The organism is Alteribacillus sp. YIM 98480, from assembly GCF_009765375.1.
In the GTDB taxonomy this organism is placed as follows: domain Bacteria; phylum Bacillota; class Bacilli; order Bacillales; family Marinococcaceae; genus Alteribacillus.
In genome coordinates, this window is the sequence record NZ_VTOK01000002.1 from 189,783 (window position 1) to 213,260 (window position 23,478).

Genomic DNA, 23,478 nt, shown 5'->3' on the forward strand with positions numbered 1-23,478 from the left:
TTTTTAATAGGTTATATTTTCTATTTTCGTGTTTTAGCAGTTTTCTATTTTGGCTCTATACTAAATGTGGATGAAAACATTTAAACGTTGGAAACAAGAGATTCTACAGTCATTTTGTATCCGTTCAATATCGGGTGCATTGAAGGTGTGAACAACACCATTAAAGTGGTAAAACGTATGTCCTATAGGGTTAAAGACGTTGAACGAAAACATTGTTGGAGACAAGAGGTTAGAAAGGCTCTAGCCTAAAATAGGAATGGTTTACCTAGCAGAGGAAATATGCGAGACTCTGCGGAAAAACGGGCAACCGAGACCCCGTAGCGTGGGTTTGACGAGGATGCTCGGGCGTTCGTCCGCGGAAAGTGAATATATTCTCCTCAGCGGCCTATGTGAAATCACTATTTTTATTGAAAGAGCCTTTTAAAAATAGATGGTGGAGTGAAAATCACACCACCACATTTGACAGAGAAACTCTATTTTAAAAGATTCCTTATTGTAAATATCAAAAGTGTCCAGGATGCTTCTGTGTTTTTTTACACTGTCAAGAAAGTTTAAGATTTTATTGGTTAACAATATAAGAAAGTTTTGTCAGAAGTAACCGTGAGCAGTATAATAAGAATAAAAGGAGCATTCGCAGGAAATGAAAATTAATGTGTTATTTGTTTGTCTTGGAAATATTTGCCGTTCTCCTATGGCAGAAGCGGTATTTCGAAAAAAGGTCTCTAGTGCAAGGTTAAGTGATCAAATTCAAATGGATTCTGCAGGGACCGGTCATTGGCATATTGGCAAGCCGCCTCACGAAGGGACTAGAAGCATACTCAAGAAAAAGGCTGTATCTTATGAAGGAATAATAGCGAGACAGATAAGCACTGATGACTTCAAGAACTTTACATATATTATTTCGATGGATGAGGCTAACATATCAGAGGTTGAGAAACTACAAAAAGGTAAAACCGATACTTTATATGCAGGTAAACTTCTTGATTTTCATCCTGAATTTAGTGGCGGAGATGTTCCAGATCCGTATTTGACTGGAAATTTTGAAGAAGTTTACGATATGGTTGATTTAAGTTGTACAAACTTATTAGCATGGATTCGGAGAAGAGAAAGCGTATGAAGACATCTATTCATAGAGCATTGACAGGAGCAGGGATAAACGAAAAGATTGAAAGTATTCAACCGGTTTCTGGAGGCAGTATTAGTGCAGCTTATCTTGTACATACAAATAGTCAATCATACTTTGTGAAGTGGCACGAAGAGGCTCCTACTGATTTTTTCCGACAGGAAGCATTAGGACTGCGCTTTTTAGAAGAAGCAAAAGATCTTTTCGTTCCTAGCATATATGGGTGGGGCAAAAAATATATTGTGATGGAACCAGTTATAGGAACAGCTTCTATCCAGACAGAGGAAGAGCTCGGACGGGCGATAGCGTCATTACATTGCAGCAGCGGATCATTTTTTGGATTAGAAGAAGACAATTTCATTGGTGAATTACCACAAGTAAATGACTATGAAGAATCATGGGTAGCTTTTTTGCGTGACAAAAGACTGCAGCCTCAAATAGAACTAGCCAGATCTCTCGGCCGCATGCCGAAAGAACGTAACAGAAAAGCGCATTATATACTTGATCATTTAAATGATTGGGTTCCTGATCATAAGCATCCGGTAAAGCTCCACGGAGATCTTTGGGGAGGAAATTGGCTTCCTGGTGAAAATGGTCAGCCTTACTTTATTGATCCTGCTGTATGGTATGGGGATCATGAATTTGAACTAGCTTTCACTTATTTATTCGGTGGTTTTTCCAAAAAGGTGTATGATGCATATCAAGAAATGAAAACGATTGATGTTTTATTTGATGAGAGAAAAGCCCTCTATCAGCTTTATTATCTGCTCGTTCATTTAAACATTTTCGGTGAAAGCTACGGGAGACAAGTGGATCGAATATTAACAAAATACGCTAAATAAAAAAACTAATTAGCAGAAGGAAGTAAACGCCCATTAAGAAAGTTATAAACGTAACATGTATAAGGTTATTTTATAGAAACATAAAATAAAAGGGCACATTTCACCCCTGTCTGAATAGCATGAATTAGTATGTTAGACGGCATACTTTGCTGCAGAGAGGGGTTTTTTTAATGTGCGGAATTACAGGATGGCTGCAATTTAATAAGGACATGAAACAGGAACAATCTGAAATAAACAAAATGACAAATACCCTTCGTTACCGGGGCCCAGATGAACAAAACACGTATAGCAGCAAGCACATCATTTTTGGCCATTCTAGATTAATTGTCATTGATCCTGCAGGTGGAAAGCAGCCAATGCTTAAAGAACGAAATCAAAAACGTTATGTCCTCGTTTATAACGGAGAATTGTATAATACGGATGTGTTACGTTCTCAACTAAAAAAAGCAGGTCACACGTTTTCTTCCCATTCCGATACAGAAGTAGTGTTAACTTCTTATATAGAGTGGGGCAGCAGCTGCGTTGAGAAAATGAACGGTATATTCGCTTTTGCAATTTGGGATGAAGAGAATGAAAGTCTTTTTTTAGCAAGAGATCGATTAGGAGTCAAACCATTATTTTATACAGAAACTAAAAATGGATTTATATTTGGATCAGAATTAAAAGCTTTGTTAGCTCACAGAAGTGTAAAACCTATTGTTAAAGAAGAAGGTTTGCTTGATTTATTTAGTTTAGGTCCATCGAGAACCCCGGGATCTGGTATTTATGATGGAATCAGTGAATTAAAACCAGCACATGTTATGAATGTTTCTAAACAAGGTTCAAAAATGACACGTTATTGGAATGTACAAGGTAAACCTCATAACGCAACGGCAGAAGAGACCTCTGAAGCCATAAGAACTTTGGTTTATCAAGCTGCAAAACGACAGCTGATATCAGATAAGCCGGTAAGTACTTTTTTATCTGGAGGATTGGATTCTAGTGCCTTAACAGCTATAGCTGCCCAGGAATACGAAAAAGAACTGCATACCTACTCGATTGATTATGAAGATAATGAAAAATACTTTAAATCAAATGATTATCAACCAGATAGTGACCAAACATACATTGATAAAATGAGAAATACTTTTGGCACACAACATCATTACGAATCAATAACGATTGAGGAGTTAACGGACTCATTAAAAGAAGCAGTGCTTGCACGAGACCTGCCAGGGATGGCGGATATAGATTCTTCATTATTGTGGTTTTGCAAAAAAATAAAACAGCAAGCTGTAGTGGCTTTATCAGGGGAATGTGCCGACGAAATATTTGGAGGGTACCCTTGGTTTTATAGGGAAGATCTCATAAATAAAACTGGTTTTCCGTGGATTTCGTCGCTTAATGAACGACACCAATTACTAAATGATAAATATCGTAAAAACATAAACATGGAAGAATACGCTTTAAAAAGATACAGGGAAACGGTAAATGAAACTCCGTATTCCCCAAATGATAATGAAAAAGAGAAACGACACAAAGAAATGTCTTATCTAAACATGAATTGGTTCATGGCGACTTTGTTAGAAAGAAAGGACCGCATGAGCATGAGAGCTAGTCTAGAGGTAAGGGTCCCGTTTGCTGACCACGAGTTAGTAGAATACGTGTGGAATGTTCCGTCAGATTGGAAAAGATGGGGCGGGAAAGAAAAAGGGATATTGCGAAAAGCATTGGAAGGAATATTGCCTGATGATGTGTTATATCGAAAGAAAAATCCTTATCCGAAAACACACCATCCGAAATATACAACAATGATGACAGAAAAAATGAATGATATTTTATCTAAAAACGAAGCGCCTCTGTATGAGCTTATGGATCCAAGCCAGTTAAAAAAACTGGCAGAAAGTAACGGAGCTTCATTTAAAGTTCCATGGTTTGGTCAATTAATGACGGGGCCGCAGCTGCTTGCATATTTATGGCAAGTAAACTATTGGCTTGAGACTTATCAGGTAACAATAAAATAAACAATTACTGCCAACTTCTGCTGTGAGCGTAAGTTGGTTCTTTTTTAAAAGGTAAAAAATTATAAATAGTTGGCGTTTTACATGTCTAGCGCAAGCGCCTACTCGCTCGAGATTCCTTCGGTTCGTCAATGAAAAACAAAGATCAGCTTTCCATATGCCGCCCCTCCAGGACTTGTCGCTCGTGAGCAAGGCACTTGCGCTTTTCTTATTGAATCATCCAAAAAAAATAATATTTTTCCATATTCGCCCGGTCAAATGACTATCTCCATACATATAGTAATTCTGAAAATACAAAAAGGAGGAAATATATATGTCTGGTGGATATGGATATGGAGGCGGTTTTGCGTTAATCGTCGTTCTGTTTATCTTGCTTATTATCGTAGGAGCTGCGTGGGGTTATGGCGGATATTAAAAACCATTAAAAAAGGAACCGTTCCAATTGCGGAGCGGTTCTTTCCTTTTATACTGTGAGACCAAAAAATATAGCCAAATCTCTGCTTTCAACGTACAGGACGATCTGAATGTTATTGCTGCTGTTCTCAAGGTTCGTTAAAGAAAATCTTTTTCTAATTACACGAACGTTTTTCATGGGATTCCAATTATAAGGTTTTATGTCTTGAGTCTTTAAGCGGTGGATTCTCTTTACGTAACTGGAAACGGTTATTTCTTTAATCCAAATAGTAAAATGGCTTGATATTTGGGGGCTGCTTTAAAAGACTAGAGCAGCTTTAGAAGTGCTCTAGCCTCCGTGTACTAGATAGTGAGTCGCTAAAACCAAGAAAATCGCGGACGATCATCGTTTTCGGTATGCTCATCATTGCCTTCGTCTGTGTTAGAAGTAGGTTGCGGCCTTCCAAACAAGAGATCACTCCAAGGGTCTCGAGCTACTGGTTTTTCTTCCGTATTTTCTTCTTTTTCCGAGCGTTTAGCGTTATTATTTTCTTCTTTCAAGAAAGATGCGGAATAATATGGTGTATTTTGGTTAATCATTCTTTCACTCCGTTCCTCAACTTTTAGTAATGAATTCATTCATATTCACTATATTCATTGTTATGAAGTGTGTTTAGGCACTTATAAAAGTTTCCTAAATCAGGCTTTGATTTTTATACGGTTAAGAAAGGATGAGATTTTGTTAGGAATGAAATGGAAAAAAGAACAGGACTGTCCTGTTCTAGGAGCAGCCCTGTTCTCGAAGAGAGAAATGAGAGTTTTTCATTGATTCACTGCAATTCTTTTAACTGATTGCGTACTGTACTTTATGAAAAAAATCAAAAAATGGCAAGGTTAAAGCCTAATATGTATAAAGGAATCATGATAGTGTAAGAAAAGAAGGTTTGCTATATCATGTTAAATGGGTAAGAAGAAAAAATTAATGTATAGGATGCTGTAAACAAAATGTATAGACATTTAAATGCAAAGAAGTGGTTATATAGATTTTTCTCCTTGTTCATCGTTATCAGTTGTTTATATCTTTTTTTTGAAATAGCTGGCTATCTTCAAACAGATAAACTTATTATAGTTGACCAACTAGTCATGAAAAGTATTCCCTTTTTTCATTCTGAAGGTCTTACAGCTATTTTTTCATTTCTTACCTCATTAGCTTCTGTAACGTTTACTAGTGCAATTACCGTTATACTATGTGTATGTTTTTTCTTTTTTAAAAAAAGGAAAGAAGGATGGATATTGGCCCTTTCTGTCGCAGGAGGAGGCTTATTTAATTATGTACTCAAAGCTGTCTACGAAAGACAAAGACCTGATATTGACCAGCTTATTGAAGTCTCCGGCTTTAGTTTTCCGAGCGGTCATTCAATGAATGCTGTAACTTTATATGGTATGCTTGCTGTTCTATGTTTTTTTATGATGAATCGTTTAATATTAAAGCTTATGAATGGTATAGGTTTTTGTCTTTTGATTTTTTTAATAGGTGTCAGCAGGGTATATTTAGGGGTTCATTATGTAAGTGATGTTATAGCAGGATATCTTGCAGGATTTGCCTGGCTTAGTGCGGCAATATTATTTTATCGTTCCATGTCAGTTAGAAAGAAATAAGTTTAAAAATGTTTTCATTGCGCTGTGCAAAGGAATGCCTTATGATAGCAGAGGTGTTTGAAATATTAGTTTTTCGGCAATACATGGAATAATGAGGTGAGAGTAAATGTTGAAAAAGTTGTTTGGTAAAAAAGAAGAACCTAAAGATGTAAGTATCACATCACCTGCAACTGGTAAGTTTGTTGATTTAACGGATGTTCCTGATCCCACTTTTTCAGAAAAAATGATGGGGGATGGTTTTGCTGTAGAACCTACTGAAGGAAAAATAGTCTCGCCTGTTGACGGAAGAGTTGTACAAGTTTTTCCTACAAAACACGCAGTCGGTATAAAATCAAATGAGGGACTCGATGTACTTATTCATATCGGTCTTGAAACGGTATCACTAAATGGAGAAGGCTTCGAAGGGCGTGTGAGTGAAGGGGACAAAGTGAAAAGAGGAGATGTGCTAGTCGAGTTTGCTATCGAGGATGTTAAAGAAAAAGCAAAGAGTACGATTACTCCTGTTGTTTTCACAGAAGGTGACCAGGTTGATAACCTGGAAAGAAAAGAAGTTAGCAGTTTGACAGCTGGAGAAACGGAAATCATGACAATAACTGTAAAAGGTTAAAAGGCAGACAGAACGGAATCTGCAAGTATCCATTTTTAGGATGCTTGCAGATTTTCCTTTAAAAAAGAAAGGCTTTTCCTTACAATAATAATCATTACTAGTTTGTAAATGGAGAGGTCGACATGGTTATCCAAAAAGTATTAAATCACAATGCTGCTATAGTACTTCATAATGAAGAAGAAAAAGTCGCTATAGGCTCTGGCTTGGCTTTTCAAAAAAAGAAGCATGATAAGATTAATCCAGAAAAGGTAGAAAAACTTTTTGTTCACAACCCAAATAGTCAAACCCCGTTTGTTCATTTGTTAGCTTTAACAGAAAATGGCGATACGAAGTTAGTGCAGGAAATCGTTTCATGGCTGGAACAAAAACACGAAAAACATTTTGACAGTCATTCCTATGCACTGTTTTTTGATCATTTGGTTCATTTAATGAAAAGGCTTAAACAAGACAAGAAAATTAACAACCATTTGCTGCAGGAAATTAAAACCCTTTATCCTGATGCCTTCGAGCTCGCACAAAAAACAGCAAAAAAAATTGAGATATATGTCAATAAAGACGTAGCACAAGACGAAATTGGTTTTTTAGCATTACATTTGTATAAATCCACAAAAAAGAAAATGTCTCCTCAAATTTTAAAAGAGCATACAGAAGCATTACATTACATGGTAAACATTATGGAAGAGGAGTTAAATACTATTTTTCCTAAAAACACGATAGCTTATGAAGGTCTGATTAGTCATTTGCATGTCACCGTAAAAGCTGCCGAAGTAGAGGAAGAATTAACTAAAGCTCCAGCAGAATTAATAGAAATGATGAAGATGGGCTACCCAAAGGCTTTTCGAGCTGCAGAAATGGCAGTCTCTGCCTTTGAGAATCGCTATAGACTCTCCCTTCCCGAAGATGAGAGCGTCTATATTGCGATGCATACACAGCGGTTAGTGAGCAGAAGAACAAACTAATAATAAACAGCTGAAAGTGTGTCTATACCCAGTGGTCAAATGTCTTTTCATGTGCTATACTATGTGTCATCATTTTAATCGAAAAGTGTTTCAATTATTTGAGAAATTAAGAACGTAAAGTGGGGGAATGGCAGTGGCAGCACAGGTGAAGTTGTACGATACAACATTACGTGACGGCACGCAAGGGGAAGGAATCAGCTTATCTGTAGATGATAAAATAAAGATTGCAAATAAATTAGATCAAATGGGTGTTCATTATATTGAAGGCGGCTGGCCTGGAAGCAATCCGAAAGACTTGAACTTCTTTGAACGCGCAAAAGACTTATCCTTAGATCAAGCTATTATTACAGCATTTGGCATGACCCGCAGACCTGGTTTAAAAGCCGAAGAAGATCCTAATTTAAAAAGAATTTTAGAAAGCGGGGTAGAAGCCGCAGCCTTAGTCGGTAAAACGTGGGATTTTCACGTAACAGAAGCAGTCCAAACGTCTCTAGAAGAAAATGTAAATATGATTTATGATTCCGTATGTTTCTTAAAAGAACACGGTTTAGAAGTTATTTTTGATGCGGAACATTTTTTTGATGGATTCAAAAATAATAAAGCATATGCTTTAAAAACAATTTTAGCAGCCGAAGACGCAGGAGCAGATTGTGTAACGCTCTGCGACACAAACGGAGGGTCTCTTCCTTCTGACATAGCCGCCATACTAACAGAGGTCCAAAATGAACTAAAAGTAGAAATAGGCATTCATTGCCATAATGACGGAGAACTTGGAGTAGCAAATACACTCGAAGCAGTAAACGCCGGAGCTAGTCATATTCAAGGCACGATTAATGGCTACGGTGAAAGATGCGGCAACGCTAACTTAGTATCCGTAATTCCAAACTTGCAGTTAAAAATGGGTATAGAGTGCGTGTCTTCTGATCAGTTAAAACAATTAACAGAGACATCTAAATACATTCATGAATTAGCAAACCAAACACCGCCAAATGGTCAGCCGTTTACAGGGAAAAGTGCTTTTGCACACAAAGGCGGTATGCATGTGAGCGCTGTATTAAAACATCCAGAAACGTACGAACATGTTACCCCTGAAAAAATCGGCAATGAAAGAAGAGTACTAGTATCAGAATTAGCAGGTCAGAGCAACTTATTATTTAAGGCAAAAGAATTGGGTCTTTCTCTTGATAAAAGCAACCCGGCCGTCAAAGAAACGATTGAAAAAATGAAGGATATGGAGCATAAAGGCTATCAATATGAAGCAGCAGAAGCATCTTTTGAACTGCTTATCCGTAACGGCATGGGAGAAAATCACGATTACTTTCAACTGGATCATTTTAAAATCATTACCCATAAAGAAAAAGAAGGAAGCTTTACGACCGAAGCAGTTGTGAAAATGATTATTAAAGACCAAACCGTAATGACAGCTGCAGAGGGAAATGGCCCTGTGAATGCACTCGATCATGCTCTTAGAAAAGCAATAGGAGAATTTTATCCTCTTGTACATGAGATGTACTTGTCTGATTATAAAGTACGTGTTCTCGATGAGGCAGAGGCGACCGCTTCCACCGTAAGAGTCTTAATTGAATCTTCCGATGGAAAAGAAACGTGGAGTACTATTGGGGTGTCTGCTAACATTATTGAAGCAAGCTGGCATGCACTTGTTGACAGTATTCGTTATTATTTTATGAAACAAAGAAACAGACTCGAAGAAGTGGAACTTTTCTCTTCTATGCCTACAGAGGGTGTTAAAAACCATTAAGACAAAGATTTATTTAGGAGAGAGCAGATGATGAATAATTATTCAGAAGAAAAAGGTTATTTTGGAGAATTTGGCGGAAGTTTTGTACCGGAACAATTACAAGCTGTCCTCGAACGATTAGATGAAGCATTCTTAAGGTTTAAAGATGATCCCGAATTTTTGAGAGAATATCATTATTATTTAAAAGAATATGTCGGAAGAGAAAATCCTTTAACCTATGCAGAGCGTTTAACCAAAAAATTGGGAGGCGCAAAAATATATTTAAAAAGAGAAGATTTAAATCATACTGGTGCCCATAAAATTAATAATGTAGTAGGTCAAATCTTACTTGCTAAAAAAATGGGAGCTGCTCGCGTTATTGCTGAAACAGGGGCCGGCCAGCACGGGGTTGCGACAGCAACAGCATGTGCCATGATGAATATAGACTGCACTATTTATATGGGAAAAGAAGATGTGCGAAGACAGGAATTAAACGTGTTTCGTATGGAATTATTAGGAGCTGAAGTTGTAGCTGTTAACCAAGGGGGAGGCCGTTTAAAGGACGCGGTCGATGAAGCGTTAAAAGATCTGGTTGCAAACTATGAATCCACCTTTTACTTGATTGGGTCTGCAGTTGGCCCTCATCCATATCCGTCGATTGTTCATTACTTTCAATCAGTAATTAGTAAAGAATCAAAAAGACAAATTGTTGAAAAAGAAGGACGCCTGCCCGATGCTGTTGTTGCTTGTGTAGGCGGCGGAAGTAATGCAATTGGAGCGTTTTCTGCTTATCTGGAAGATAAAGACGTTCGTTTAATTGGGTCTGAGCCAGTTGAAGCGGCCACTTTAACACAAGGAAAGCCAGCAGTGCTGCACGGTTTTAATAGTCTTTGTCTTCAAGATGATGAAGGCAATCCGCTGCCGACAGAATCTATTGCAGCTGGTTTGGATTATCCTGGAATTGGTCCTGAGCATAGCTATCTTAAGATCTCGGGACGGGCCGAGTATGTTACCGTCACAAAAAAAGAAGTACTTGAAGCTTTTCAAGAAATCTCACGGACGGAAGGGATTATTCCTGCGCTTGAAAGTGCCCATGCGATTGCACACGTTATGAAATTAGCTCCATCTTTACAGGAAGATAATATAATTATCGTAAACTTGTCAGGACGAGGAGACAAAGATGTGGCTGAAGTGAAAAGACTTTTAGAATTAAATGTATAAATAACAAAAGTGCCCGAACTCAGTAAATTTCAGATTCGGGCACTTTTTTTACTTAGGAAAGTTTAACTTTGTTAAAGTGAAAAGAATAAGAAAAACTACGTCTTTTCGGCATAAGGACTTCGGGGACAAGCCAAATTTTAATCTATTTTATTCTGCTTGAATAATAGTGGAAGGATCGAGCATCGTAATAACGATGATAGCTAATAAAAAGCAGTAAATGGCAAAATAAATTAACTTTCCTTTGTTTAAAAAGTTAATCAACCATACAATCCCAATCCACGACGTAATAAAAGAGGCTATAAACGATACAATCAGCTGCATTGTACCAATAGAAGCGAGGGCACCTGTATTTAAGTCATCAATAGCAAGGACTGAAGAACCTAAAATGACCGGTATAGATAATAGAAAGGAATAGCGGACGGCTGTTTTTCTATTTAATCCAGCATATAGTGCAGCAATTAATGTGCTGCCCGAACGTGATATCCCTGGAAGTACAGCTAAAGTTTGTGCAAGTCCAACAATAACTGCATCAAGCAGGTTCATTTCTTTTTCTGTACGATGTCCAATTTTATGATATCTTTCGATTAATATTAAAAAAAAGCCTGTTATTGCTAGAGATGATGCTACAAAAATAGGAGTTTTAATAGATTCTGCAAGGAAGTCTTCCAATAACAGTCCTAAAAAGCCTGTAATCAATGTGGCAATGACAATGTAAATGGCAAAGAAAAATTCTGGACGATCCTCTGGATGCCTTTGGGCTATAAAACGGAAAAAAGCATTTATAAGATGGATAATGTCGCTGCGAAAATACAATACGACCGCTACTATCGAACCTAAATGAAGAATTACTTCAAATGATAACCCTGGAAAAGAATATCCAAATAATAATTGAGCAATTACAATATGTGCCGTACTCGATATAGGAAGGAATTCCGCAATCCCTTGTACGATTCCAAAAATCAAAGCTTCTATAACACTCATTTATTCCACTCCTTCATCCGTCTACATTTGTGTCTTGACAAACGGTTTTCATATCCCTTAGTTAGTGTAGCAAAACCAAGTCGAGGTGGGAAGAAAATTTTGGCTCAAAAACTCAATCATCAAAAAGCGTTCACAGAATGAAGGTAGGAGATAAAGTATAAAACTAGTAAAATAGAAATCAAGATACAGCGGGTTGAACAGGAGGATAATGGAAAATGAATAAAAAATTCATCACGAGCATGGTTCTTGTAGCAGCCATAATAATTATCAGTTATGTGATATTTACAAATATTTCTGCGCAAGAAGTTGGTACACAAGAAGGTGATGCTGCAGCTGACTTTACCCTTCCTTCGTATAATGGAGAGGAGCGCTCTTTATCTTCTTATGAAGGCAATATCGTAATTATGAATATGTGGGCTTCCTGGTGTGAGCCGTGTACCGAAGAAATCCCTGAATTAATGGAATTTCATGAACAATATGAAGAACAAGGTGTTGTTGTATTAACAATTAATATGAATTCTTTCGAACGAAAGCAAGAGCACGCAGAGAAATTTGTAGAACAATTTGATATGAGACAAACTCCAGCTTTAATTGATGAAGAAGGCGAAGTGGCTGATTTATACAACCTGCAGTATTTGCCGACAACATACATTATTACTAGAGATGGTACAATAGCTGAAAAAATAGCAGGAGAGATTGACTTTAAACAGTTAGAAGAAAAAGTAGCGGATCAGCTATAATTAATAATAATAGACCTGCACACGTAAAGTAGAAGAGAGGTGAAAAAAATGTATGAAGAGAAAACGGTGCAGGTTACAGATATTCTTGAAGAAGATCAATGGATTCAAAAACTAAAAACAAATGGAGGAGCAGGGCAGGCGATATTATATTTCGTTTGTAGCCCCCGTGTTAACATTGGAGATACAATAAAGGTAAATACTACGGCAGCTGAATTAAATTTAGGTACTGGTGGATGGGATATAGTCATAACTTCCTTTGAAAAGGATAACTATAACGAAGGCAGCGGTCATATCATGAAAGCACGTTATACTCCTTGCCAGCATAGTGTTTTTGCTGTAGATTCTCCAGAACACCCTGATCATGACCTTTTTAAGCTTCCATTTGAATTACACCAAAAGAAAGTTTTACTCGCTGAACTTCATAGTATGCTGCCGATAATTTTGGGAGCAGCCTTTATGTGTAAAAAAGATCAGCATATTGGGATTGTTTTATCAGATGAAGCTGCAATACCTGCAGGGCTTAGTGATCATATGAGAGCGTGGAAAAGTGATCCAAGAGTGCATGTCGTAACAACTGGTCAATCTTTCGGGGGGACGGCTGAGGCTGTAACAATTCCAAATGCCTTACAATGGTTAATATCGAAAAAACAAGTGGATGTAGTCATTATTTCTATGGGACATGGAACAGTTGGCACCAATACGCCTTTTGGGTTCAGCGGTATGGCACTGGCAGGATGGGCAAATATAGTAGGAGCGTTAAAAGGCGAATCGGTTTGGACGCCGCGAATTTCTTTTCATGAGAAAAGGAGCCGTCATTTTGGATTAAGCCATCATACGATAACACCGCTGCAACGTTTTACTTACGCACCTTCCACCCTGGCCCTGCCGGTTTTGGAAAGATATAAAAGGGAAAAGTTCGATGAGCAGACGCAGGCACTTCGACGTCATTCGTTTATTAAAATAAAATATGAAGAAGTAGAGAAGTGGATGCCGCTTTGGCTAGATTGGTATAAAACGAATCTCCCCTCTATACATACAATGGGGGTAAAAGTCGAAGAACATACCGACTATCTAAAAGGAATTATGGCTGCAGTGAAATATGTTCAAGAACCAATAGATAAGGACACGATACAATGATTGAGGAGGAAACGATGAAACTAACAGAAAAAACAACACACAAAGAATCAATTTATAAAGGAAGAATTGTTGATTTGAATCTTCATGAGGTAGAATTGCCTAATGGAAAAACTAGCAAGAGAGAAATTATTAATCATCCTGGAGCAGTGGCTTTAATTGCTTTAACGGAAGATGGCAAGCTTTTAATGGTTAAACAGTTTCGAAAAGCTCTCGAAAAAGAAATTGTTGAGATTCCGGCTGGGAAATTAGAAGCAGGTGAAAATCCTGAAGATACTGCTAAAAGAGAATTAGAAGAAGAAACAGGTTATAAAACGGGGCAATTGAAAAAGGTAATCTCTTTCTACACTTCTCCTGGATTTGCGGATGAAATTGTTCATATTTTTGAAGCAAATAACCTAACAAATGGATGCTCATCTACAGATGAAGATGAATTTGTGGAGGTAATGGAAGTGTCGTTAGAGGAAGCTGAGAAAATGATAGAAACAGAAGAAATCCATGATGCAAAAACTGTTTTTGCTGTTCAGTACATACGAAATAAGACAGCGGAAAGTTCATCCTAAACTTGATTACGAAATAAAAAAGGAACTGTAATAGAAAGGTTTCCCGGCTCATAGAGTGTAACATGTCCTATTAAGCAGGGAGGCAGTTTGAAATGTTCCAAACAACGTCTTTACTGATACAAAAACATTGGCTCGAATATCGTTCCTTTTATTGGTTTTCCCTCATATTGTTATTTATGGGAGTGATTTTTGGGGCAGTTTTAGTTAATAGTTTGTCGCTGCCTTTGAAAAATGACCTTTATTATTACCTTCAGCAATTTCTTACCCAATTTGAATCCGGGACAGATATTACTGCTCGTCAAATATTTTTACAGAGTATTTCTCACCACGCTGGTTATATAGGCTTAATGTGGGTGCTAGGGCTGTCCGTGGCAGGAGTTCCTTTTATTTTAATTCTGTTGTTTCTTAAAGGAGTTGTTTCTGGATTTACAATTGGATTTTTAGTTCAGCAAATGGGAAGCGGTGGATTTTTTCTAGCTTTTGCCTCCATTTTGCCGCAAAATATAATCGTTATTCCTGCTTATATAATTATGGCAGTTACTTCAATTGGAATATCATTAAGTATTATAAAACATTTATTTAAACAAAGCCGTTCCACACCGGTCCCTGCGGTAATCTTAAAATCGGTAATTATATCAGGAGGAATTCTCTTACTTCTCAGTGGGGCTGCAGCAATAGAAGGCTTTTTATCTCCTGCGATGATGAGAAATGTGATAGAGTGGGCAATTTAATTCTTACTTTATAATCATTTTAATTTAATGATAATTATTATTATCATTTGACACTCTTCCCAGCTCTCATTATAATAAAAACGTAGCCGCTTATCAGGGGGAGGGTAATCATGGAGCAAAGAATCGATAGGATTAAGAAGCAACTTCATTCTCAAAGTTATAAGCTAACGCCCCAAAGGGAAGCGACTGTAAGGGTGCTTCTTGAACATGAAGAAGATCATCTAAGTGCAGAAGATGTTTATCTGCTTGTGAAAGAAAAAGCTCCGGAAATCGGATTAGCTACCGTATATCGTACACTTGAGTTACTTAATGAATTAGAAGTCGTGGATAAAATAAATTTTGGGGACGGTGTTTCCCGATATGACCTTCGTAAAGAAGGAGCTGATCATTTTCATCATCATCTTGTCTGTATAGAATGTGGATCGGTAGATGAAATTCAAGAAGATTTATTAGGTGATGTTGAAAAAGTAGTTGAAAGAGATTGGCATTTTAAAATTAAAGATCACCGTTTAACCTTTCATGGTATTTGTCATCGCTGTCAAGAAGATGGAGATACAGAGAAAAAAAATCAATCTCCAGAAAAAGCAATTAATAAAGTGCGCTAAAACCTTTTCATCAGGAAGAGGTTTTTTTATTTTTTCTATAAAGTTTTCGCCATATTGACTTGAAGGAAGCAATTTTTGTAAACATACATCTGCATTTATTTATATACGGAATTGCTCGTCTATATAGTCAGGAAATTTTTAAGGATACGTATAATAAAGGCTGTTTTTGTCATAGATAATTCTAGCTGTGTTAGATAGGAGGGACTTCATCATGGAAAAATGGATGTCATATGGGGTAGAAACAATTAAAATTTTCTTTATTTTTATAGTGTGCCTTTTAGCTTTTTATTATGGTATTCTATGGTTAAGTGATAGTTATGAAGCTGACGAACGACTATATAAGCCAGAGAAAAATTATGAGGAAGTTAAATTAGATAGTGAATTAAGTTTTTATTAAGACAACAATATCAAGGGGGGGAAGGGTTTTGCAGCATGACGTATTAGATTTTCTCCACTATTGTCAAGTTGAAAAAGGATTATCTGAAAATACGCTTAGCTCTTATAAAAGAGATTTACTTAACTATATATCTCATTTAGAGAAAAATTATTTAAATGACATAGAACAAATAGAGCGTTCTCATATCGTTGACTTTCTATTTACATTGAAAGAAAGTGGACGCTCTGCCTCTACCATAGCAAGAACGATTTCATCTATACGAGCCTTCCACCAATTCTTGTTAAGAGACCAAAGATTAAAAAAAGACCCTTCTGAGTTAGTTGAAATCCCAAAAGGAGAGAAAAAACTACCAGATGTCCTTTCTGGCTCAGAAGTAGAAAAATTGTTATCTGCCAGTGAAGGTGTGACGGCCTTTGATCTTAGAAATAAAGCTATGCTTGAATTAATGTATGCAACAGGTCTTCGAGTGACTGAACTTTGTGAGCTTGAAGTTGGTGATATACATTTGCAAATGGGATTTGTACATTGCATCGGAAAAGGTAACAAAGAAAGAATCATTCCGCTTGGAAAGATGGCTCAGGAGGCATTAGAGCAGTACATACATAAAGGTCGGTCTTTTTTAATGAAAAAGAAAAGGCATGATGTTCTATTTGTAAATCATCATGGAAACCAGTTATCAAGACAAGGATTTTGGAAAATATTAAAGAGTGCTGCAGAGAAAGCCAATATCCAAAAAAAATTAACTCCACACACACTTCGTCACTCGTTTGCTACTCACCTTTTAGAAAATGGCGCCGATTTACGAGCGGTACAAGAAATGTTAGGGCATGCTGATATCTCCACAACCCAAATCTATACCCACGTTTCTAACCATAAATTAAAAGATGTCTACATCCATTTTCATCCAAGAGCTTAAAGGTGCAAAGCGTTTGCTATCAACATCGTTTAGAAACTACATTATGGAAAAGGTGGTAAAATGTCAAATTATCATTTTAAAAGAATATTTGTCATCGTTATGGATTCCGTTGGAATTGGAGAAGCTCCTGACGCGGAAGAATATAATGATAAAGGGGCTGATACATTAGGTCACATTGCTGAAAAAATGAATGGTCTCCATATGCCTCATATGGAAAAACTTGGGATTGGAAATATTAAAAATACAGATGGAATAGAAGCAGTAGATCAGCCGCAGGCTCATACCGGCATAATGGAGGAAGCTTCTCACAGCAAGGATACAATGACAGGGCATTGGGAAATTATGGGACTTCATATTAAGGAACCTTTTCGCACTTTTCCGGAAGGTTTTCCAAAAGAGCTTATTGCGAAACTAGAGCAGGAAACGGGACGAAAAATAATTGGAAACAAAGTGGCCTCTGGCACAGAAATTATTAAAGAGCTTGGCGGCGAACATATGTCATCTGGAGATCTTATCGTTTATACATCCGCTGATTCTGTACTGCAAATAGCCGCACATGAAGATGTTGTGCCAATTGAAGAACTTTACGATATTTGTGAAAAAGCAAGAGCAATGACTCATAAAGCGCCTTATATGATTGGCAGAGTTATTGCAAGGCCGTTCATAGGTCAACCAGGGGCATTTGAAAGAACAGCGAATCGTCATGACTATGCTTTAAAGCCTTTTGGCCGTACAGTAATGAATGAATTAGCGGATGCAGGATTAGACAGCTTGGCAATTGGTAAAATCAGTGATATATATAACGGGGAGGGAGTAACTAAATCCATTAGAACGAGTTCGAATAACGATGGTATGGATAAAATAATTCAGACAGCAAGGAAAGATTTTACCGGCTTATGCTTTTTAAACTTGGTAGATTTTGATGCTAAATTTGGCCATAGAAGAGATCCTTTAGGTTATGGAAAGGCACTTGAAGAGTTTGATGAAAGACTACCTGGCTTAATGGAAGAATGCGGAAGTGAAGATGTAATTATCATTACAGCTGACCATGGAAACGATCCCGTCCACCACGGAACCGACCATACTAGAGAATTAGTGCCATTGCTTGTTTATACCCCGGCATATACACCTGGAAATACCTTAGGAGTAAGAAAAACGTTTGCAGATATTGGTGCCACTCTGGCTGATAATTTTAACGTTAAACGCCCGGAAAACGGTACGAGCTTTTTGAAAAACATTACAAAATAAGGGTGATGCATTTGACAACCAAACGCCTCTTAGAGAACGCAGCAGAAAAACTTCAAGAAAAAGTTGATTTTGAGCCAAAAGCAGGGCTGATTTTAGGTTCCGGGTTAGGAGTATTGGCAGAAGAAATCGAAAATGCTGTAAAGGTACATTATGAAGACATTCCTGGTTTTCCTGTTTCTACAGTCATAGGACATGCCGGACAGCTAGTGTTCGGGCACTTAAAAGGAGTTCCTGTTGTAGCAATGCAAGGGAGGTTTCATTATTATGAAGGCTACACCATGCAGGAGGTGACATTTCCCGTCAGAGTCATGCGTGCACTTGGAGTGGATACACTGCTTGTTACAAATGCAGCAGGGAGTGTGAATGAATCCTATTCTCCTGGCCATTTAATGCTCATTAAAGATCACTTGAATTTACAAGGAGATAATCCGCTGCTTGGAAAAAATGATGCAACACTAGGACCAAGGTTTCCAGACATGTCATCAGCATACAGTGTGGAACTCATGAAAACAGCAAGAAAAGCTGCTTCTAGTCTTAACATTACGTTACAAGAAGGTGTGTACGCTGCAAACACAGGCCCAGCATATGAAACACCAGCAGAAATAAGAATGATTAGAACTTTAGGTGCAGATGCAGTTGGAATGTCGACTGTTCCAGAAGTTACGACTGCGGTTCATGGCGGAATGAAAGTGTTAGGAATTTCATGTTTGTCCAATATGGCAGCCGGTATTTTAAACCAGCCGCTAAGCCACGATGAAGTAATCGAAACAACTGAAAAGGTAAAAGAAGAATTTCTTTTGTTAATGAAAGAAATTATATACCAAATAGGTAAGGGAGAGGCTTAGCATGAAGCAATTATCGGAAAAAGTAACAGAAGCAGCCATTTATCTAGAAGAAAAAATTGTAGATAAGCCGAAAATTGGTTTAATATTAGGTTCTGGATTAGGTGATTTAGCAGAAGAAATTGAAGCAGCCGCAGAAGTTGAATACAGTTCTATTCCTTATTTTCCTATTTCTACGGTGGAAGGACATGCAGGAAAATTAGTTACAGGAAATTTACAGGGAAATGTAGTTATAGCTATGCAAGGGCGTTTTCATTACTATGAAGGTTACAGCATGCAAGAAGTAACATTTCCTGTAAGGGTCATGCAAGCATTAGGTGTAGAGACACTACTGGTTACTAATGCATGCGGTGGGATGAACCCGTCCTTTCAACCTGGAGATTTAATGGTAATAGAAGACCATATAAATATGACTGGAACAAATCCATTAATTGGACGAAATGATGATAAATTGGGACCACGCTTTCCTGATATGAGTCAGGCTTATGATAAGTCACTTCAAAAGATTGCAGAAAATGCGGCTGAGTCACTTGGTATATCGTTGCAAAAAGGTGTCTATACAGGGATTTCCGGACCTGCTTTTATGACGGCAGCTGAATTAATCATGCTAAGACGTCTAGGAGGAGATGTAGTTGGAATGTCTACTGTACCTGAAGTAATCACAGCACGGCATGCAGGCCTTAAAGTGCTTGGTATTTCGTGTATTACTGATATGGCAGTAGGAGAAGAAGTTGAGGGCGTGTCTCATGAGGAAGTTATGGAAACAGCCTCTAAAACAAAACCTAGATTTATTGCTCTCGTAAAACAAATACTTAAAATGATGTAAATTAAACTTTCCATTTACCGTGTATTATAGTTATATAGGATGCAGGTGATTAAACACTGCTGCAGTATGCGGCAGTGTTTATCTGCGTACCTTCTAATACTGTTGTTCTTACTCCTTTCTCAGAATATCATAAATGGGATAAGGAAATAGAATAGAAAGGGTGCGTGTAATATGAGAATGGTAGATATCATTGCAAAAAAACGTGACGGCGGGGAGCTTTCTGATGATGAAATTCGTTGGTTTGTAAATGGATACAGTAACGAAGAAATCCCAGATTATCAAGCTTCGGCATTTGCAATGGCTTTATACTTTCAAGGAATGACTCAAAAAGAAGCTGCTTCTCTAACATTTGCGATGGCTGAATCTGGTGATCAGCTTGATTTAACTGCAATAGATGGGACGAAAGTAGATAAACATTCAACAGGAGGAGTAGGAGATAAAACAACCCTTATACTAGGTCCGCTTGTGGCTGCTCTTGGAATTCCTGTTGCAAAAATGTCTGGGAGAGGATTAGGGCATACAGGCGGTACTATTGACAAGCTCGAGTCGTTTAAAGGGTTTCGAACAGAACTGAAACAAGATGAATTTATCAAGCTTGTAAATGAGAATAAAATAGCGCTTGCTGGTCAAAGCGGAAATCTAACTCCTGCCGATAAAAAGCTATATGCCTTAAGAGATGTGACAGCCACCGTTGATTCTATTCCGCTTATAGCTAGTTCTGTAATGAGTAAAAAAATTGCAGCAGGTGCTGATGCAATCGTATTAGATGTAAAAATGGGTTCCGGGGCCTTTATGGAAAATCTGGAAGATGCAAAAGCGTTAGCGCAAGCGATGGTTAAAATAGGACTTTCTTTAAACCGCAAGACGATGGCTGTTATCTCTAATATGGATCAACCTTTAGGGCGTCTTGTTGGAAATGCCCTCGAAGTAAAAGAAGCGATTGAGACCTTAAAAGGAGAAGGACCTGATGATCTTCATGAATTAAGCGTTACACTTGCTGCTCATATGGCAGTAGCAGGCGGAAAAGCTTCGAATGAAATAGAAGGCCGTCAGTTAATTGAAGAAGTAATCTCAAATGGCAAGGCGATTGAAAAGATGAAGCTGTTTATTGAAAAACAAGGAGGAGATGCAGCGGCAGTAGATAATCCGGATTTGTTAAGTACAGCAGCGTTTAAAAAGCAAATAAAAGCTCCAAAATCGGGATATGTAAAATCAATGCATGCTGCACAAATAGGAAGAGCAGCTATGGTGTTAGGTGCTGGCAGAGCAACAAAAGAAGATATGATTGATCACGCCGTTGGTATAGAGCTTCATAAAAAAATAGGCGATGAGGTACAAGAAGATGAATTAATGGCAACATTGCACAGTAATCAACCAGATACAGAACAAGCGGAAGAGATGGTAAAAAATGCTTTTTCTTTGGTGAAAACTAAAACAGAAAAGCCGCTTCTTATTTATGAGACTATTTATAATTAAATAAGGAAAACATTAGGGTCTGTATGGATGGAGTATGACATCTATGCAGGCTTTTTTAAAAGGTGAAAAATTATAAATATTTGGCGTTTTACATGTCTAGCGCAAGCGCCTACTCGCTCGAGATTCCTTCTGTCCGTCAATGGAAAGCCAAGATCAGCTTTCCATATGCCGCCCCTCAGGACTTGTCGCTCGTGAGCAAGGCGCTTGCGCTTTTCTTATTGTCTAATTATCAACGCGGAATACATTTAATAAAACTAGCCGGCAAGCAACTTTCTTTATTATGAAATTTCTTAGTATATACGATGAAAATAATGGAAAAAATAATCGTATCATTATGGGAGGTGTCTGGAATTGTTAAATAGTCTATCTGCGTTAAAAACCAGTTTTCTTTGTGTATTGACACTGGTTACATTCATACATTCTGAACCGGTTTTCGCAAATGAAGAAGAGGAAAAAAACCTTGAACTCGCGGAAGATGCTAAGTCGGCCATTATTATGGAAGTGGATACAGGACAGGTTCTATATAACAAAAATGAAAATGAAAAACTGCCTCCAGCTAGCATGACCAAAATAATGACTATGCTGCTAGTCATGGAAGCATTAGAAAGAGAAGACATTAGGTTAGATGAACAGGTTACGGCTAGTGAACATGCTGCCTCGATGGGAGGGTCGCAAATATTTTTGGAGCAAGGAGAGCAAATGACAGTTCATGAACTGTTAAAAGGGGTAGCAGTAGCTTCCGGAAACGATGCATCGGTAGCTCTGGCTGAACATATTGCAGGAACGGAAGAGAAATTCATTAAAAAAATGAACGATAAAGCAGACGAGCTGGAGCTTAAAAATACACACTTTAACAATACGACAGGATTAACCGAAAAAGATCATTACACTACAGCCAGAGATCTTGCGATTATGAGTCAAGCCTTGCTTCAATATGAAAAAATTTTAGAATATACAAGTATTTACGAAGATTATTTACGTCAAGGTACTGATAAAGAATTTTGGCTTGTTAATACAAATCGACTCGTAAAACATTATGATGGCGTAGATGGATTAAAAACAGGTTTTACCTCGGAGGCTAAATATAATTTAACCGCAACGGCACAAAAGGATGGAATGCGTATAATAACTGTTCTAATGGGAGCAGAATCACCGAAAAAAAGAAATAAACAAACAACTGAAATGCTCGATTATGGTTTTCAAAACTATCAAAAGGTTGTCTTAGCTAAAAAAGGAGAAGAAATAGCTTCTATTCCAGTTGAAAAAGGTAAAACCAAAACCGTACCAGTTACACTGGAAAGAAACGCTGCCATTGTCCTTCCGAAAGGCAAAAAAATTGAAAAAATCGATAGAGAGATAGATATTAACGACAAAGTTATTGCTCCAGCTGAAAAAGGTTCAGCAGCAGGTGTTGTACAATTTTATGATGGAGAGAAAAAACTTGCTGAAAAAGAGTTGGTATTAGATGAAGAAGCGCAATCTGCCAGCTGGTATGTATTATTTAAAAGAACTCTTTCTTCTTTAACGGGACAAATGTCGTAAAAAAGCGCTGAATGAAAATAGTCACTTGTTTTACCGAATAAACACTAGTTTTGTCATGAAGAAAGGAAATGTTTGAAAAGAATTGAATATTATCATCACAAAGCAATGACAAACGTTTAGGGGGGAAATAGGATATGAGTTTATCAGTCAATCTAGAGCAAGTCGGTGATGTCTTGTGTATTCGATTAAGAGGAGAATTAGATCATCATTCTGCAAGAGAATTGCGAAGTCAAGTTGACGAATACTTGGAAGCTCATCAAATACAGCATATCGTCTTAAATTTGGAAGAGCTTATTTTCATGGATAGTTCAGGTATTGGGGTGATTTTAGGCAGGTACAAACAAGTCAGGAGAAATGGAGGAGAAATGGTGGTCTGCTCTATTTCTACACCGGTAAAGCGGTTATTCGAGCTGTCGGGTCTCTTTAAAATTTTGCGTTTGGAAAACCGGGAGACAGATGCACTACGAAAGCTGGGGGTGGCCTAAAAGTGAAAAATGAGATGAAATTGGAGTTTTCCGCGGTGAGTGAAAATGAAGCATTTGCAAGGGTGAGTGTTGGTGCCTTTACTGCTCAGCTGGACCCTAATATGGACGAGCTGACAGAGTTAAAAACCGTAGTCTCTGAAGCTGTAACCAACTCCATTATACATGGATATGATGAGAACCCAGCCGGCACGATTACGATTATGGTGAAAATTGATACAGATATGGTAGAGCTAACCGTAAAAGACAACGGTGTAGGCATAGAAGATATAGGAAAAGCAAAGGAGCCTTTATATACGTCAAAACCGGAATTAGAACGCTCGGGGATGGGATTTACCATTATGGAGAATTTTATGGATGAAGTGGAAGTGATCTCCAAACCAAGTACCGGTACTACTGTTTACTTAAAAAAGCGTTTAGCTAAAAGCAGATCACTTTGTAATTAAGGAGAGT

At 37.7% G+C, this 23,478-nt stretch carries 26 protein-coding genes and 1 pseudogene; 25 read left to right on the plus strand and 2 right to left on the minus strand.

All coding sequences use genetic code 11. The features are described from left to right. Positions 1-73 precede the first annotated feature (73 nt). The 5 genes and pseudogenes from FZF09_RS23445 to FZF09_RS03720 form a co-directional block, all read left to right on the plus strand. Positions 74-249: pseudogene (locus FZF09_RS23445) on the plus strand (transposase); the annotation flags it as partial. A gap of 391 nt (positions 250-640) precedes the next feature. Continuing rightward, on the plus strand, positions 641-1,117 hold the full coding sequence (locus tag FZF09_RS03705; RefSeq protein WP_158735229.1) for a low molecular weight protein-tyrosine-phosphatase: 477 nt from the start codon (positions 641-643) through the stop codon (positions 1,115-1,117). Further along, positions 1,114-1,965, plus strand: a complete 852-nt coding sequence (locus tag FZF09_RS03710; RefSeq protein WP_158735230.1) for a fructosamine kinase family protein — start codon at positions 1,114-1,116, stop codon at positions 1,963-1,965. The genes FZF09_RS03705 and FZF09_RS03710 overlap by 4 nt, the downstream gene beginning before the upstream one ends. A gap of 170 nt (positions 1,966-2,135) precedes the next feature. Further along, positions 2,136-3,968, plus strand: coding sequence for an asparagine synthase (glutamine-hydrolyzing) (gene asnB, locus FZF09_RS03715; protein ID WP_158735231.1), 1,833 nt, complete (start codon positions 2,136-2,138; stop codon positions 3,966-3,968). Positions 3,969-4,278: 310 nt separating this feature from the next. Continuing rightward, positions 4,279-4,380 (plus strand): YjcZ family sporulation protein, encoded by a 102-nt coding sequence (locus FZF09_RS03720; RefSeq protein WP_091579377.1) that lies wholly within the window; start codon positions 4,279-4,281, stop codon positions 4,378-4,380. Positions 4,381-4,736: 356 nt separating this feature from the next. Here FZF09_RS03720 and FZF09_RS03725 read toward each other — a convergent pair whose 3' ends face one another. Beyond that, entirely contained in the window at positions 4,737-4,958 is a 222-nt protein-coding gene (locus tag FZF09_RS03725) for a hypothetical protein (protein ID WP_158735232.1), read from the minus strand. 405 nt (positions 4,959-5,363) lie between these two features. Here FZF09_RS03725 and FZF09_RS03730 point away from each other — a divergent pair, with 405 nt between their 5' ends. The 5 genes from FZF09_RS03730 (at position 5,364) to trpB (ending at position 10,542) form a co-directional block, all read left to right on the plus strand. Next, positions 5,364-6,017 carry a phosphatase PAP2 family protein gene (locus FZF09_RS03730; protein ID WP_158735233.1) on the plus strand — a complete coding sequence of 218 codons (654 nt, stop codon included), beginning with the start codon at positions 5,364-5,366 and terminating at the stop codon, positions 6,015-6,017. Positions 6,018-6,123: 106 nt separating this feature from the next. Then, on the plus strand, positions 6,124-6,624 hold the full coding sequence (locus FZF09_RS03735; RefSeq protein WP_158735234.1) for a PTS sugar transporter subunit IIA: 501 nt from the start codon (positions 6,124-6,126) through the stop codon (positions 6,622-6,624). A gap of 122 nt (positions 6,625-6,746) precedes the next feature. Beyond that, a complete protein-coding gene (locus FZF09_RS03740; RefSeq protein WP_158735235.1) occupies positions 6,747-7,583 on the plus strand; it encodes a PRD domain-containing protein in 837 nt (278 codons plus the stop codon). A 133-nt stretch (positions 7,584-7,716) separates the two neighbouring features. Then, the gene (cimA, locus tag FZF09_RS03745; protein WP_158735236.1) at positions 7,717-9,342 is read left to right on the plus strand and encodes a citramalate synthase; all 1,626 of its coding nucleotides are present in this window, start codon (positions 7,717-7,719) and stop codon (positions 9,340-9,342) included. Between the two features lie 30 nt (positions 9,343-9,372). Next, positions 9,373-10,542, plus strand: coding sequence for a tryptophan synthase subunit beta (gene trpB, locus FZF09_RS03750; RefSeq protein WP_158735433.1), 1,170 nt, complete (start codon positions 9,373-9,375; stop codon positions 10,540-10,542). Positions 10,543-10,689: 147 nt separating this feature from the next. On the opposite strand, the gene uppP is transcribed toward trpB, so the two are convergent. Then, positions 10,690-11,523 (minus strand): undecaprenyl-diphosphatase UppP, encoded by an 834-nt coding sequence (gene uppP, locus FZF09_RS03755; protein ID WP_158735237.1) that lies wholly within the window; start codon positions 11,521-11,523, stop codon positions 10,690-10,692. A gap of 215 nt (positions 11,524-11,738) precedes the next feature. Between uppP and FZF09_RS03760 the strand changes: the two genes are divergently transcribed. The 15 genes from FZF09_RS03760 (at position 11,739) to spoIIAB (ending at position 23,471) form a co-directional block, all read left to right on the plus strand. Then, positions 11,739-12,263 carry a peroxiredoxin family protein gene (locus tag FZF09_RS03760; protein ID WP_158735238.1) on the plus strand — a complete coding sequence of 175 codons (525 nt, stop codon included), beginning with the start codon at positions 11,739-11,741 and terminating at the stop codon, positions 12,261-12,263. 48 nt (positions 12,264-12,311) lie between these two features. After that, the gene (locus FZF09_RS03765; RefSeq protein WP_158735239.1) at positions 12,312-13,400 is read left to right on the plus strand and encodes a DUF3866 family protein; all 1,089 of its coding nucleotides are present in this window, start codon (positions 12,312-12,314) and stop codon (positions 13,398-13,400) included. 14 nt (positions 13,401-13,414) lie between these two features. Continuing rightward, complete coding sequence (locus FZF09_RS03770; protein WP_158735240.1) at positions 13,415-13,960, plus strand: NUDIX hydrolase; 546 nt, start codon at positions 13,415-13,417, stop codon at positions 13,958-13,960. 92 nt (positions 13,961-14,052) lie between these two features. Next, positions 14,053-14,691 (plus strand): stage II sporulation protein M, encoded by a 639-nt coding sequence (spoIIM, locus tag FZF09_RS03775; protein WP_158735241.1) that lies wholly within the window; start codon positions 14,053-14,055, stop codon positions 14,689-14,691. A gap of 110 nt (positions 14,692-14,801) precedes the next feature. After that, positions 14,802-15,296 carry a ferric iron uptake transcriptional regulator gene (fur, locus tag FZF09_RS03780; RefSeq protein WP_158735242.1) on the plus strand — a complete coding sequence of 165 codons (495 nt, stop codon included), beginning with the start codon at positions 14,802-14,804 and terminating at the stop codon, positions 15,294-15,296. A 211-nt stretch (positions 15,297-15,507) separates the two neighbouring features. After that, positions 15,508-15,693: a DUF4227 family protein gene (locus tag FZF09_RS03785; protein WP_158735243.1), complete on the plus strand. Its 186-nt coding sequence runs from the start codon at positions 15,508-15,510 to the stop codon at positions 15,691-15,693. A 28-nt stretch (positions 15,694-15,721) separates the two neighbouring features. After that, positions 15,722-16,609, plus strand: coding sequence for a site-specific tyrosine recombinase XerD (xerD, locus tag FZF09_RS03790; RefSeq protein ID WP_158735244.1), 888 nt, complete (start codon positions 15,722-15,724; stop codon positions 16,607-16,609). A gap of 60 nt (positions 16,610-16,669) precedes the next feature. Next, positions 16,670-17,857, plus strand: coding sequence for a phosphopentomutase (deoB, locus tag FZF09_RS03795; RefSeq protein WP_158735245.1), 1,188 nt, complete (start codon positions 16,670-16,672; stop codon positions 17,855-17,857). An 11-nt stretch (positions 17,858-17,868) separates the two neighbouring features. Beyond that, positions 17,869-18,702 carry a purine-nucleoside phosphorylase gene (locus tag FZF09_RS03800; protein WP_370514419.1) on the plus strand — a complete coding sequence of 278 codons (834 nt, stop codon included), beginning with the start codon at positions 17,869-17,871 and terminating at the stop codon, positions 18,700-18,702. Between the two features lies 1 nt (position 18,703). After that, on the plus strand, positions 18,704-19,525 hold the full coding sequence (locus tag FZF09_RS03805) for a purine-nucleoside phosphorylase (RefSeq protein ID WP_158735247.1): 822 nt from the start codon (positions 18,704-18,706) through the stop codon (positions 19,523-19,525). Between the two features lie 171 nt (positions 19,526-19,696). Next, positions 19,697-21,001, plus strand: coding sequence for a pyrimidine-nucleoside phosphorylase (locus FZF09_RS03810; protein WP_158735248.1), 1,305 nt, complete (start codon positions 19,697-19,699; stop codon positions 20,999-21,001). Positions 21,002-21,093: 92 nt separating this feature from the next. Continuing rightward, positions 21,094-21,285: a hypothetical protein gene (locus FZF09_RS03815; protein ID WP_158735249.1), complete on the plus strand. Its 192-nt coding sequence runs from the start codon at positions 21,094-21,096 to the stop codon at positions 21,283-21,285. A 67-nt stretch (positions 21,286-21,352) separates the two neighbouring features. Beyond that, the gene (locus FZF09_RS03820) at positions 21,353-22,543 is read left to right on the plus strand and encodes a D-alanyl-D-alanine carboxypeptidase family protein (protein WP_158735250.1); all 1,191 of its coding nucleotides are present in this window, start codon (positions 21,353-21,355) and stop codon (positions 22,541-22,543) included. A gap of 134 nt (positions 22,544-22,677) precedes the next feature. Continuing rightward, complete coding sequence (gene spoIIAA, locus FZF09_RS03825) at positions 22,678-23,028, plus strand: anti-sigma F factor antagonist (RefSeq protein WP_158735251.1); 351 nt, start codon at positions 22,678-22,680, stop codon at positions 23,026-23,028. Positions 23,029-23,030: 2 nt separating this feature from the next. Beyond that, the gene (gene spoIIAB, locus FZF09_RS03830; protein WP_158735252.1) at positions 23,031-23,471 is read left to right on the plus strand and encodes an anti-sigma F factor; all 441 of its coding nucleotides are present in this window, start codon (positions 23,031-23,033) and stop codon (positions 23,469-23,471) included. Positions 23,472-23,478: the final 7 nt, after the last annotated feature.